The sequence below is a fragment of the Pseudidiomarina marina genome (assembly GCF_003987045.1).
GTDB classification, from domain to species: Bacteria; Pseudomonadota; Gammaproteobacteria; order Enterobacterales; family Alteromonadaceae; genus Pseudidiomarina; species Pseudidiomarina marina.
On sequence record NZ_PIPZ01000001.1, the window covers coordinates 249,179 to 262,735 of the forward strand.

The 13,557-nt window shown below is 48.0% G+C and carries 10 protein-coding genes; 2 read left to right on the forward strand and 8 right to left on the reverse strand.

All coding sequences use genetic code 11. The features are described from left to right. Positions 1–14: 14 nt before the first annotated feature. Positions 15–2,030, forward strand: coding sequence for an asparagine synthase (glutamine-hydrolyzing) (asnB, locus tag CWI76_RS01145; protein ID WP_126758555.1), 2,016 nt, complete (start codon positions 15–17; stop codon positions 2,028–2,030). Here the strand turns inward: asnB and CWI76_RS01150 are convergent. The 8 genes from CWI76_RS01150 to mfd form a co-directional block, all read right to left on the reverse strand. Then, complete coding sequence (locus CWI76_RS01150) at positions 2,027–3,394, reverse strand: alkaline phosphatase (protein ID WP_126758556.1); 1,368 nt, start codon at positions 3,392–3,394, stop codon at positions 2,027–2,029. The two genes, asnB and CWI76_RS01150, sit on opposite strands and share 4 nt — an antisense overlap. 68 nt (positions 3,395–3,462) lie before the next feature. Further along, complete coding sequence (locus CWI76_RS01155; RefSeq protein ID WP_126758557.1) at positions 3,463–4,302, reverse strand: PDZ domain-containing protein; 840 nt, start codon at positions 4,300–4,302, stop codon at positions 3,463–3,465. 11 nt (positions 4,303–4,313) lie between these two features. Next, positions 4,314–4,706, reverse strand: coding sequence for a hypothetical protein (locus tag CWI76_RS01160; protein WP_126758558.1), 393 nt, complete (start codon positions 4,704–4,706; stop codon positions 4,314–4,316). Continuing rightward, the gene (locus CWI76_RS01165; protein WP_157980788.1) at positions 4,690–5,262 is read right to left on the reverse strand and encodes an RNA polymerase sigma factor; all 573 of its coding nucleotides are present in this window, start codon (positions 5,260–5,262) and stop codon (positions 4,690–4,692) included. Before CWI76_RS01165 ends, CWI76_RS01160 begins: the two co-directional genes overlap by 17 nt. Before the next feature lie 83 nt (positions 5,263–5,345). After that, positions 5,346–7,136, reverse strand: a complete 1,791-nt coding sequence (locus CWI76_RS01170; protein ID WP_126758560.1) for an ExeM/NucH family extracellular endonuclease — start codon at positions 7,134–7,136, stop codon at positions 5,346–5,348. Beyond that, a complete protein-coding gene (locus CWI76_RS01175) occupies positions 7,108–7,599 on the reverse strand; it encodes a MarR family winged helix-turn-helix transcriptional regulator (protein WP_126758561.1) in 492 nt (163 codons plus the stop codon). Before CWI76_RS01175 ends, CWI76_RS01170 begins: the two co-directional genes overlap by 29 nt. 38 nt (positions 7,600–7,637) lie before the next feature. Next, a complete protein-coding gene (locus tag CWI76_RS01180; protein WP_157980789.1) occupies positions 7,638–8,723 on the reverse strand; it encodes a CsiV family protein in 1,086 nt (361 codons plus the stop codon). Positions 8,724–8,725: 2 nt separating this feature from the next. After that, positions 8,726–12,187: a transcription-repair coupling factor gene (gene mfd, locus CWI76_RS01185; RefSeq protein ID WP_126758563.1), complete on the reverse strand. Its 3,462-nt coding sequence runs from the start codon at positions 12,185–12,187 to the stop codon at positions 8,726–8,728. Between the two features lie 118 nt (positions 12,188–12,305). Between mfd and CWI76_RS01190 the strand changes: the two genes are divergently transcribed. Next, positions 12,306–13,547 (forward strand): lipoprotein-releasing ABC transporter permease subunit, encoded by a 1,242-nt coding sequence (locus CWI76_RS01190; protein ID WP_126758564.1) that lies wholly within the window; start codon positions 12,306–12,308, stop codon positions 13,545–13,547. Positions 13,548–13,557: the final 10 nt, after the last annotated feature.

Here is a 13,557-nt window from a genome sequence, read left to right on the forward strand (position 1 = left end):
AGGACCGAGTAAGTATGTGTGGAATAGCAGGAATATTTAATCGTGATGCCAATCAAACTCCCGATGCACAGACATTGGTGAATATGGCTGCCATCATGCATCATCGAGGGCCGGATGGCTTCGGTTATCAGACGCTCGATAATACTGGCGTCGGCTTTAGCCATGCGCGATTGTCGATTATTGACTTAAACGAAGACCGAGCGCGGCAACCTTTTGTTAGTGATAATGGTCAATTATTGCTAGCACATAACGGTGAATTCTATGATTTTAAGCGTATTCGCGCCGATTTGACGGCACAAGGTGCCCGCTTCCGTAGTAAAAGTGACTCGGAAATTGTGTTGCATTTGTACGAGCGTGAAGGGCTTGATGAAACCCTTAAGCATTTACGCGGTGAATTTGCGTTTGGTTTGTACGATCGCCATGAAGACGCTATGTACTTAGTTCGTGACCGATTCGGTATAAAACCTCTTTACTACACCGAAACGGCTGACGGTGTGGTGTTTGGTTCTGAATTGAAGGTGCTGTTTGCACATCCGTCGGTGAAGCGCGAATTCTCTAGCGAAGGGCTATATCATCAGTTAATTCAGGTCATGGTGCCGGGCACAACCGCATTTGCAGGCGTGAAGCAAGTCGCCCCGGGTCATGTTGTAAAAGTGACTCGCAAGAACGGTAAATTAACGTTGAGCGAGTCGAAATACTGGGATGTGAATTTTCCGCTGGAGCATGAATATCCCGGTGACGAAGTTGATGAACAACAATATATTGAAGGTGTTCGGAAACATCTTTTAGAAGCGGTACAACATCGCTTAACGGCCGATGTTCCTGTTGGTTGCTATCTGTCTGGCGGTATCGATTCGTGCGCTATTCTCGGATTATCGGCGGCTGCTACACAAACCTCAGTGAAAGCATTTACCATTGGCTTTGATTCGGATGACTACGATGAAACGCCAATTGCCCAAGAAATGGCTGAGGCGACTGGCGCTGATCATCACATCATGCGTTTGAAAGCGGATGATCTCTACGATCATTTTGTGAAAACCATCTGGCATACTGAACGCACAATCTACAACACCTTAGGTGTCGCCAAGTATTTGATGAGTCAGCAAGTCAATGAAGTTGGCTATAAAGTTGTACTCACAGGGGAAGGTTCGGACGAACTCTTCGCAGGTTATCCTGCATTTCGTAAAGACATGTTCCTACATGGGCTTGACCATTTACCAGACAGTGAGCGCAAGGCTTGGCAAGAGCTGTTGGAGAAAAACAACAAGCTATTTAAAGGGGCCATGTTGGCGCGCGAGGAGTTTGTCAGTCCTGCGTTTAACGCCAAAATGGGCTTCACGCCAAGTTGTGTTCAACCATGGTTGTCGTGCGGTGATGTCGCATTACCATTAATTGCGTCAGAGCGCCGCGCAGGCCTTGAAGATTACGATGCGGGTAAAGCAATTGCCGAAACATTAGATGAAACCATGTTGAAAGGGCGCCATCCACTCGACCGCGCTCAATATGTGTGGATTAAAACGATGTTGGAAGGGCAGATATTAACTTGGGGTGGTGACCGAGTCGATATGGCGAACTCCATGGAGGCACGTCCGGCATTTTTAGATCATCATCTTGCGGAGTATGCGTTTACGGTACCACCGCATTTGCGTATTAAAGGAAACAAAGAGAAGTATGTGCTGCGTGAAGCCATGAAAGGCCTATTGCCAGAGACCTTGTATAAACGAGAGAAATTCGCATTTATGGCACCGCCGGCGCACACTGACCCTAAAAAGTGGCAAGCGGTATTGAAACTTGCTGAGCAGTTCTTATCTGAAGACGCAGTAAAAGAAGCGGGATTACTTGATTTTAATGAAGTACAACGCACATTTGCGCGTCATGAATCAGATGAAGTACCGATTGATGAGAAAGTACAGCTCGATGCGGTGATTAATCACATGTTAGGCGTGCAAATTCTGCATCATCATTTTGTTAAAACGGATGTGCCGGCGTTAGCCCAGCAACGGGCTAACGAATTGGGCTGGTGCGCTTAACGCACCAGCTGCAGCAATGCCTTAGCAATATCGGTGTTATCAATGTAGCCACGGAAGGCTTCTGCGCCTGGGCCTACGGCCATAACAGGTACATCGACAGCGGTATGGCCAGAGGTAGTCCAACCGGTACGTGTATGTTCGCTAATGATCTGCACTAATACTTGATGGACAGGCTTGAGTTTATCGCGACCTTTTAGCTGGTCATTGATGGTTATTGACTCAAGCTGTTGCCATTGACTATCCGTCAGTGGCAGGTTTAACACGGGCGTTAAGTAATCGCGCCAGGCTGATTTTGGCAGCTGCACCAAGTCAGTGGCCATTGCTTCAATCGATTTTTCAATGCCCATCACTTTTTCTGAATACCAAGCATACTCACCACCTTGACCGAGCGTTAAACCACCGGTTGAATGGTCAGCAGTGATAACTAATAAGGTATTTGGATTTTCAGCAAGATAATCACGCACAACCTCTACAGCAGCGGCAAAATCCGCCATTTCATGCACTGCACAGGTGATATCGTTCGCATGCCCACACCAGTCAATCATGCTACCTTCAACCATAAGTGCAAACGGTTTGCCGGTTTGCTCAGAGCGGTTTTCAAGAAGCCGCAATGCGTGCTTGGTCATGTCAGCGAGGCGTCCCGGACGATCATCTATGGCAAAGGGGAGCGCTTTGTCGGCAAACAACCCTAATACTGGGCTTGTCGAGACCTCTTCAAGCTGCTCGAGCTTGGTTACTACCTGTAAGCCCTGTTGTTCAAGCTTTGGTAACCAGTTCACATCGTCACGAGCAAAGTAACTGTGACCGCCTCCCAAGAGCACATCGAAACTCCAGCCACCGGTGCTAACTTGTTGCGCATAAGAGTCAGCAATTTGGTTATACATGTTGCGTGATGGGTGATGGGTAAAGAAGCTTGCTGGCGTTGCATGATTCACTTGCACTGTCGCGACAGCACCGGTCGACCAACCTTTCTCACGAGCCAATTCCATCAATGTTTGCTTTGGGTTCTTGTCAGTATCAATACCGATCGCGCCGTTGTAGCTCTTAACGCCGGTTGCTAAAGCTGTGGCACTGGCTGCTGAGTCAGTAACCCAAGTATCATCGTCAGGGTAGGTGGTTGCGGCGCCGACAAGTAGATCATCAAATGGGGTTGACGCTAACTCACCCGTGCCGCGTTGACTCGTGGCATAACGGTATGCAGAGATAAATTCGAAGCCCATACCATCGCCAATCATAAAAATGATATTTGGAGATTGTTCATTTGCAGCGGCGGTTTCGACGGATGAATTTGGTACTGTGCTAGAACAACTAGCGAGTACAAACGCAGCTGCAGCGGTAACTGCAAACAAAGCACGTGAGGCCATGAGATTTATCCTACAAAGTTTCAATTGAGTGAAAGTCTACCACGATTGCATGACAGCAAAATGACGAATCAGTCCAATTGACAAGATTGGTCGGTTACTTTCCAAACCACTGGCTCCCAGTAGCCGGCATTAAAACGTTGATAACGTTTTTCGCGAATAAACTTGGCGCCAATGTGATAGGTCTTGTTCGGTTCAATCGTCAATTCGAGAATTTTTTCAGGTGCGCTGCCGCCGCCGCGGCGTAACGACGGTTCATCAATGAGTTCATGAACGCCAACTTTATAATTGTTCGCGGCAAGTTTAAAAGATGGATTCTTGATTCGAACGTTATCACCGTCAATTGAGTTGATAAAAGCAGGGTATAAATCGGCGGTAACCGGCGGGGTAAAAAACACGCTAATTCGGCCGCACGCATTGTTCATGCTTACCGTTGATTCACTGTTTTGCGTCGCTTCTTCAAGCGTGTTAACAACTTCTAGACGCCACCCTGGTATCACTGTCGCACGAACCGTACCATTGAGCTCGTGGGTTTGCTCGCCGCGCTTTACGCCCACGGAAAACGGCTGATTGTGTTCTAGCGAAGCTAATGTAGTAAGGGCATCGTCAAGCTGCTGGGGATAAACTGGCTGATTATTGATATGTTGAATCACATCACCAACCTTCAATTGCATCTCGGCCGCAATACTTCCTTCACGAACGCTGACTACTTCGGCTTGTTTATTAAGAATGGCTCCCCATTCAAAATAACTCCGGGCAGGTTCCTCAAGTACCACTTGTTGTTGGGAGCCTTGTGCTTTGCTTGCCGCGATGGCTGCCGCCCGAGCATAATCACGCGCCTGCTGCTCCTGGCCAAGTACTGATGCGCAGAGTAAACTCGCGGTAACCATGACTACTATTGATTTATACATCGCCAATCCTCCTAGTTCTCAAGCGCTTGATGTTGCGCCCACAACTGTTCGAGTTCTGCATCAGATGCTCCTTGTAAATAAGCCTGCTGAATGCGTCGCTCTAGGACATCAAGACGGTAGTTGGCTGCAAGTAACATCGGTGCGACTTCAAGGGATGACGAAGCTGGAACGTTGGCAATCTCAACTTTCGACGAATCGGGAACGGGTAAAAACGAAAGCCACCACGTTAAGCCAATTGCCATCAAAAAAGCAGCTGCAGTGAGCCACAATGGCTTGATTTGGATTTCAGCTCGTCGCGGTTTGGCTGTCAGCTCTTGCGGAAATTCGAGTTCAACCTGCTCAGCCTCAGCGGCAACATATTGCTGCCACTGTTGTTGCAGATGTTGCTCATGCTTGGTGGTCATGAGGTACCTCTTTTGTCAAAAAAGTATTTAGTTTCGCTAACGCGCGCTGATATCGTTTGCGCACGGTCGACGCTTGTTCGTTTAGGAGTTCAGCAATCTCTTCGTGATTGTAACCTTCGCCTAAATAAAGCCAGACTGCGAGACGCTCATTATCATTGAGCTGTGCGATTAACGTCTCAATATCTCGGAGTTGGATCAACCAATCGGCTTGCGCTGACCAGTCGTTGCTATCTACAAATTCTTCTTCAATCGGTTCAGCCGTTGGCGGCTGAGCTCGGAAGTAAGACAGGGCGGTGCGTATGGTGAGTTGTTTTAGCCAAGCGCCTAGGGCTTGGTGATTACGTAATTGATGCAATTTGGTAAATGCTTGAAGGAACACGTCTTGCGCCAGATCGCGAGCCAATTCACGATCATGGCATAAACCCACTAATGTACGCACCACGGCATTCTTGTAACGATTGAAAATGATTTGTTGGGCACGGGTTTTACCGCCAGCCGCAGCAGCGAGTGTTACTTCATCCGTAAGTTGACCAAACCCAGAATATTCCTGACTCACTATGAAAGCCTTTGTTGCATCAGCTGTTCTTAAAGATGCAACAAAGACCTATTGTGTGACAAGCGTTGATTTGTTTTATCGAATTAAAACTGAATATCAGCGTAAATTGGATCGTGATCGGATGCGCGGTAAGGTGAGGGCGCGTACCAATTGTTATTTACGTCTGCATTGTTGTACTGCAATAGTGTTGGCTCGTCTGCGTTGATAGACCAAATGGCTTGATGAACGACGCGAGCCGCCAGTTGGCTCGACACGAGTAAGTGGTCAAGGCTTCCCGCCTGAGCATCATAAACATAGCTGTAGGCATGGGGATTAAAAGCGTCGATGCGATTGTAGTAGCCGTACTGAAGGAATGTCTGAATCGGCTCTTCTTGTGCGTAAGCATTAAAGTCGCCCATCAATACACGCAATGGGAAACGCTTTAAATCAGCATGATTGTCGATGAATTCGGCTAAAAGTTCGGCTGATTTAGTGCGCGCTTCATTCCAACAAGCTTGTCCGTCGTTTTGATTGGCATTGGGATTGCTACTGTCTTTCGGGCAGCCGCCTTTTGATTTAAAGTGATTGACCGCAATAACCAGATTTTCGACGGTATTTGTAGGCGAAAATCGTTGAATAATTGGCAATCGACTGAGTCGGCCGAAAGGAGGTGTTGTTAAGGTTAAAGGCTCACCTTGAGGCGTCACTCTGTCGCTACGATAAATAAGACCATTGGTGATAGCATCATCCCCCAGTTTTTCAGGGGCTGCTTGCACAAAACGCCACGGTTGGCCAGTGGCTTTTGCAAGAGCAGATGTTAATTCCGCAATGGCACTATGACTTGTGTACCCATCGTTCTCTAACTCAAGCAAACCGATGATATCAGCGTTAAGTTGACTTAACGCTGCAATAATTTTTTCGTGTTGACGGGCGAAATCCGCCGTAGATTTAGCTCCCCGGTCGGTCGGGAACTGTTTGTTCGGGCCTTCGCCATTAAAATAATTCAACACATTGAAAGCGGCAACGCGAACGGTATTCGCTGCCGGAGCTTCAGGCGCAACTGGACGCGGATTGGTTTGAGAAATTTCGACACTCGACGTTGGCTGTAAACGATAGCTGCCGCGAAAATCGCTAAGAATGCCGTGCAGTGGTGCTAGGGTGTCGCCACTTCGCACTGTATTGGATGCCGTAATAGTCTGTTTCAGGCTCGACGGCAAATCTGAGTTTGGTGCCAAATTATCGTCAATAACGAGTCGAGCTAGTGCGTTCGACTTTGCCTGTGCACGTGCTTCAGCTCCAGGCCGACGATGTTGGGTCGGGGTGAATAGACGTTCGTGCGCAACATCAATTTGCCCATGTCGCAACAGCTGGTAGTGACCATTAACAACGAGATTTTGATTGATGTGAACCGGCATCCCTTCAAGCGCTTCAAACTGCTCGGTTGAAGTTACAGGCAAGTTGAGAACAGTTGGTTCCACCGAATAGCCAGAATCGCATACTGCGTGATGAGTCAGGTTTGTGAGTTGTGTTAAGTCATTGGATTCAGCGACAGTACCCGTTAAATAGACCCAATCACCTGGTTGCAGCCGTGGGAGATTTTCATTGGCCTGCACAAATAATCCTTCAGACGTTAGCGAATTGTCATCGCGATCGTCTGGTTTGCTAACTAGAAAAAATCCGCCAAGTTCAGCTTCACTTTGCCAATTGCCAGTGACAATACCGCGAGTCGTGACTTGTTGGCCTGTTAGCGGTGATTGGAATCCCTGACCTTGAATAGCGTGAATAGGGGTGACATTGCTATCGCACAGTTCCGGCTGTGTAACTTGCGCACAATTTGCCAGAGCGAGTATCGATAATGTCGTGAAGCTAATGCGAACGATATTTTTTTTGTTCATAGGTTCCTACTTCAAGTACATCAGCAGCATCGAGCTTTTCAGCATCCATCATGGCTGCAATGCGTTGCATACCGGCCACTAGTTGCGATTGTTCCCAATCGGCTAATGACTGAAATTTGTGAATGAAATCTTCTTGTAATGGCCGTGGCGCTTCCGCAAGTCGCTGTTTGCCTTGTGCTGTTAAAGACAGTACCACTCGCCGCCGATCTTCTGTGCTGCGCTCACGATGGATTAACTCGCGATGTTCTAGCCTGTCAATCACGTTACTTACCGTTGCAGGGCTTAAGGTAATATTTTGAGCGACAGAGCTCGCCGTAATTCCGTCAGGTGCAGCGGCAATCTCTCGTAAAATTAATAACTGCGGTGCGGTTAAGCCAGTGCGCTTGTTTAGTTGCTTGGAGTACAAGTCTGTTGCGCGAATGACTTTACGTAGGGCCAACAGCAGTTCTTCGTACTTTTCCATCGCAATTCCTATGCTCTATATAATGATTCGATGAACGATTAGCGTCGAGCGGATAAATCAGTACGTCGAATTTGCACCACTAAGCCAAGTTTTGGATGGTCAAAATAATGCGTTTCATGACTGATAACTCGACGTAGTTGATCGAGTCGATAACTGCGCAAAAAGCGCGAAGTTGAACGATCAGTTTGTAACGCTTGCTCGACTTGTGCCGCTAATTCACGCTGGTTAAAGCGTACTTGCTGCGGGCTGCGTAACTCAAGATCGCTATCAATATGTAGATAATTACCGACTAAGTAAATATGCAGGGTGCCATCAAGCTCCCAAACTGGCTCTGCGCGTTGTGAGCGCGATCGTTCTGGAATTAATGGGGGTGGATTTGGCGTACCATGATCACGATAACTAATTTGAATCTCTTGTTGATTAACCTGCGAGAGCAGAGTTTCAAGCTCTTCAAATAATTGAGGCTGTTGCTCTTCATCCACAGCTGCGCTCTCAACCAGAGCAAATGGTGGCTGCTCGTAGCCACTCGGTAAAAATTCTTGGCCAAAATTACGACCACCGAAAAGACGAATCTTATAGCCTTCGCTCCGCGTAAATACGGGCGTGCGATAAGTAACGTGTAACAGCGGAGTACCCACGTTACGGCGAACGAGTTGCTCTCTGAAATCATCGAATAAGTGCGTATCTGCCGGTAGCAAATAGGGACCAGAGCTGGTAAGCATATCACCACCATCACCATCAATGATTTGTGCAGGAGCTTGTTCAAAACCACTTAGAATGCGGCTTGGCTGATACCAAGGCGCAGCGAACGGGTCGACTTCGTCAGCTTGAGCACAAAAAACAGGACGTATCGTCAGCGTTTCATCTTCTTCGGGACATAACGAGAGGTCATTAAGTAGAGCAAAAAAGTTCGGTGCATAATATTTAGAAATGGGGTCGTGACGCGCTTCAATTTGACGCGGCGGATGCCATGGAAATGCTTCAGTATCACTATTTGGAGCTTGTTTAAACGCTAACACTTCCACTTCAAACCAACGCCAATCAGTTGGTGTTTCTTGAGCGATAGCCAGCGAACCAGAGCCTAATCCAAGTGAAAGAAGAGCTGTGCGCAACCAAACAGTCATAGTCATCCTCGTGCAAATTCGTCCAGTAGTGACTCTACCAGTTTCAGTCGTGCTTGAGTATCGTCAATTTTACGAAGAATACGTAAACGCGTTGGCCCTTCAAGGCGATACTCGTTCGGTTGCTGTTGTATCAACTGAATAAGTACTTGTGGCGAAACTTTGGTATCGGCAGCGAATTCAACGTTGACGCCATTTGGGCCACCATCAATTTTTCGAATACCAAGCTGCTGAGCACGACTGCGAAGTTCGGCAACACGAACCAAATTCTTAACCGCATCGGGTAATAACCCAAACCGGTCAATTAACTCAACTTGAATCTCGTGTAACGCTTGGGTGTTATCGCTACTGGCAATGCGTTTGTACAAACTCAAGCGAGTATTAACGTCGGCGATATAGGATTCTGGTAATAATGCTGGTACGCGCAAGTCAATTTCTGTTTGGGCCTGTAGCAACTGGTCGAGTGCTGGCTGTTTGCCTTCACGTAGCGCTTTAACGGCTTGCTCAAGCATTTCCATGTACAAGGTAAAACCGATGGTTTCTATTTGACCACTTTGTTCATCGCCTAAGAGTTCGCCAGCTCCGCGTATTTCCAAATCATGAGTTGCCAGCATAAAGCCAGCGCCTAAGTCTTCGAGCTGTGAAATGGCTTCTAGACGCTTAAGTGCATCCTTGGTCATTCGTTTCGGATTTGGAGTGAGCAAGTAAGCGTAGGCTTGATGATGTGAACGGCCAACGCGACCTCGCAGTTGGTGCATTTGAGCGAGACCCAAATGATCGGCACGATCCATGATAATGGTATTGGCTGTTGGTACATCGATACCGGTTTCAACAATGGTGGTACACACCAATACATTATATCGCTGGTGGTAAAAATCGGACATGATGCGCTCAAGCTCACGCTCTCGCATTTGACCATGAGCAACGGTAATACGAGCTTCTGGCACGAGTTGCGCTAAGGATTCAGCGGTTTTTTCGATAGTTTCTACGTTGTTGTGCAGAAAGTACACTTGCCCGCCACGCAAAATTTCCCGTAGCACAGCTTCTCGTATAGTTGGTTCATCATATTCGCGAACAAAGGTTTTCACGGCTAAACGTTTTGCCGGTGGCGTCGCGATAATGGATAAATCGCGTACGCCGTGCATTGCCATGTTCAACGTACGAGGTATTGGTGTCGCAGTAAGCGTGAGAATATCAACATCCGCTCGAAGTCGCTTAATTGCTTCTTTTTGGCGCACGCCAAAGCGGTGCTCCTCGTCAACAATAAGCAAACCGAGATCGTGAAACTTTACGTCGGCACTGAGTAGTTTGTGAGTACCGATGACTAAATCGACTTTACCTTCTGCCAAATCCGCAAGAATTTTCTGAGTTTGCTTAGCGGTTTTGAAACGAGATAGTACTTCAACGCGGATTGGCCAGTCGGCAAAACGGTCTTTAAAGTTCTCGTAGTGTTGCTGAGCCAGCAAGGTTGTTGGAACTAACACCGCAACTTGCTTGTTGTCGTTCACCGCAACAAATGCAGCACGCATTGCCACTTCGGTTTTACCAAATCCAACATCACCGCAAACTAATCGGTCCATGGCTCGCGGTGCTTGCATATCCGCTAACACACCAGCGATAGCCGCGAGCTGATCATCGGTTTCCTCAAAAGGGAAGCTGCCGGCGAAACGTTGATATTCTTCTTGATCAAGCTTAAACGGATAACCTGGTTTTGCTTCGCGACGGGCATAAACGTCGAGCAATTCAGCAGCAACATCACGAATTTTCTCAGCTGCTTTACGCTTGGCTTTTTCCCATTGGTCATTGCCAAGTTTATGCAGTGGTGCTGACGCTTCTTCGCCACCGCTGTACCGACTTAGCACATGAAGCGCTGCGACGGGTACGTACAACTTACTGTTATTGGCATATTCGATGGTGACAAATTCCGTCGTGACCCCGCCGGTATCGAGTGTTTGTAGCCCCTGATAACGGCCGACACCATGATCGATATGGACGACAGGTTGACCAATACGCAACTCAGCGAGGTTGCGCACCATATTCTCAGCATTGACGGTCGCCTTTTGGTCGCGACGTCGGCGTTGGGCAATGCGCTGCCCGAGCAACTCGGTTTCTGTAATGACAAGAAGTTTTTCTTTGCTCAATGCAAACGAATGTGCGACGGGACTGATGCTGATTGCGTAGGGCGTTTTACTCGTTGCGAATTCGTTAAAATGCTCAACTTCTTCTAACCCGAGTTGCAGGGGGGCTAGAAGTTCGCGCAGCGTTTCGCGCCGGCCCGCCGATTCAACGAGGAAAATGACGCGTTGCTGTCGCGCTTCTTGTAAGCGCTGCGTTAACTTCTCGAGCGGATTTTTTAATTGGTGATTAACAGCTATTTCGCCAATTGGCTGCGTGTGAAATTCTTTCGGGCCCGGTTGTGGTTTATCGCTCGGAACCATGGCGCGTATGCGGGGCATTGCTTTGAATGCCGCGTGAATTTGGTCTGCCGCTAAAAAGAGTTGCTGTGGCGGGAGTAACGGCCGCAATGGATCATAGCGACGCTGTTCGTAGCGCTGGTTAATGTCATGCCAGAGGTGTTCTAAGCTCCCCTGTAGGTCGCCAAAGGTTACTAACAGGGTGTTAGCTGGCAGGTAATCAAAAATACTTGCTGTGTTTTCGAAAAACAGCGGCAAGTAGTACTCAACGCCACCAGGAAACTGCTGATTTGAAACTTGCATATACACCGAGTCACGGGCATTTGAAGCATCAAACTGATCGCGATATTGAGCACGGAATAACTCGATAGCGGTCGGGTTCGTTGGAAATTCATGAGCCGGCAATAAATCTATGGCGTCGATTTCTCCCGCCGATAGTTGTGTGTCGGGGTCAAACAAACGAATCGAATCGACTTCGTCATCAAAAAAATCGATGCGATAGGGTTGGCTACTGCCCATCGGGAACAAATCAAGCAATGACCCACGAACACAGAACTCACCATGTTCCATGACTTGTGCAACGTGACGATAACCTGCACGTTCTAAGCGTTGACGTAAGCCGTGAATATCGAGTTTTTGACCTTTATTCACTTGTACCGCTTGTCCTGCAACGTAGTCAGTTGGTGCAATTCGGTGCATTAAGGTGTTCAGCGACACGATCAAAGCACCGCGCTGCATGTCGGGTAGACGAGCAAGCACGCTTAAGCGTTCTGAGATAATATCTTGGTGTGGTGAAAAGCTATCATAGGGTAGCGTTTCCCAGTCTGGAAACACCATGACCTGCTGGCGCCAGTTGGGGGCAAAATATTGCACCTCATGCTCTAATCGATGCGCTTGCGGTGCATCGGGCGTAACAATTAAAACCGGGCCATCGTGTTGTTCTATCAATTGCCCAAGCGCAAGTGCAATGCTGCTTCCAGCGAGGTTTTGCCAAGTTATATCTTGACGCGCAGATGATGGTTTTGGTGGCTTAAATGGAGACGCGGTGGTCATGAGTTATGAGTTTCTCTACTGCTAAAAACAAATTGCATAGGAGTATACCGTAACTTGACGCTTGGATCAGTGCCCAGTTTTCTTTATGCTTGCTGCGCAAAGTTATTTAGGAATCAATATGTTTAAGCCTGCAGCATTTTTCTTGGGATTACGATACAGCCGAGCGCGCCACGGCAATCGCTTTACGCGGTTTATCAATCGGTTTGCCTTAGCCGGAATTTTAATTGGCGTGGCAGCGCTTATTATCGTAAGTTCGGTGATGAATGGCTTCGAGCAGCAGCTTAAGCAACGTATTCTCGGGGTTGTGCCGCAACTGACAGTGACAGAAGTTAAGAGTCAACAGGTGAGCGATTGGCAACAGTTGGCAAAGCGCATTCCGCCGTTACGTGAACAAATTGGTGTGGTTCCTCAGGTCAGCAGTGCAGGGGTCGTACAAAGCAGTGGTCAATTGCGCCCAGTGGTTATTCAAGGGCTATTCCCTGATGTTGCGGATGCCGATGTACAATGGCAACCGCTGCGTCAGCATTTGCTTTACGGCAACCTTTCGGCTCTCACTGAAGGAAGTTACCAGATAGTATTAGGGCAAGCTTTAGCACAGCAACTTGATGTTTGGCCTGGTGATAATATTCGTATTATTGCAGCTGCAGGAGGCGTTTACACACCATTAGGTTTAATGCCTGCTCAGCGTCAGTTCAAAGTGGCAGCGATTGTTTCGATGCAATCAGAAGCGGATAGTCATTTACTGGTCATGCATGGCGCCGATGCCGCACGTTTATTGAGGCTACCCCCTGAGCACGTTTCTGCGTTACGCTTCTATTTTACCGATCCATTTGCCGCGCTCAGCGCCGAGCGTGATGTGCAGGCAGCACTCGGCGATGATGTGATAACACAAACATGGCGAGAGCAATACGGTGAATTGTTTGACGCGGTAAGTATGGAAAAGCGCATGGTTGGACTCATGTTGAGCCTAATCATTGCGGTAGCGGCCTTTAATGTTGTTTCGGCGCTCATGATGGTGATTCAAGATAAACGTTCTGACATTGCCATATTACAAACCATGGGATTACGGCGCTCGCATTTATACGCGATGTTTATGGTACAAGGCGCAACAAGCGGTGTGCTTGGAAGCCTGGTGGGGCTAATAATTGGCGTTGGGATAGCGGCGAATCTCAATGAAATACTCACCACGCTACAAATTGATTTAAGTTTTACTGGGCAGGCAGGGCTTCCGGTACTCATGGAGACTGGGCAGATTAGCTTTATCGTTATCGCTGCTATAGTTCTGACACTCCTTGCCACGCTTTATCCTGCTTGGCGTGCTAGCCAAGTATTGCCAGCTCAAGCATTGCGCTATGAATAAAAACTAGAAG

Excerpts from the sequence above, each read along its gene's own strand:
- CWI76_RS01160 (WP_126758558.1), bottom strand. The coding sequence starts at position 4,706 with ATGACCACCAAGCATGAGCAACATCTGCAACAACAGTGGCAGCAATAT.
- CWI76_RS01175 (WP_126758561.1), bottom strand. The coding sequence starts at position 7,599 with ATGGAAAAGTACGAAGAACTGCTGTTGGCCCTACGTAAAGTCATTCGC.
- mfd (WP_126758563.1), bottom strand. The coding sequence starts at position 12,187 with ATGACCACCGCGTCTCCATTTAAGCCACCAAAACCATCATCTGCGCGT.
- CWI76_RS01180 (WP_157980789.1), bottom strand. The coding sequence starts at position 8,723 with ATGACTGTTTGGTTGCGCACAGCTCTTCTTTCACTTGGATTAGGCTCT.
- CWI76_RS01170 (WP_126758560.1), bottom strand. The coding sequence starts at position 7,136 with ATGAACAAAAAAAATATCGTTCGCATTAGCTTCACGACATTATCGATA.
- CWI76_RS01190 (WP_126758564.1), top strand. The coding sequence starts at position 12,306 with ATGTTTAAGCCTGCAGCATTTTTCTTGGGATTACGATACAGCCGAGCG.
- asnB (WP_126758555.1), top strand. The coding sequence starts at position 15 with ATGTGTGGAATAGCAGGAATATTTAATCGTGATGCCAATCAAACTCCC.
- CWI76_RS01150 (WP_126758556.1), bottom strand. The coding sequence starts at position 3,394 with ATGGCCTCACGTGCTTTGTTTGCAGTTACCGCTGCAGCTGCGTTTGTA.
- CWI76_RS01155 (WP_126758557.1), bottom strand. The coding sequence starts at position 4,302 with ATGTATAAATCAATAGTAGTCATGGTTACCGCGAGTTTACTCTGCGCA.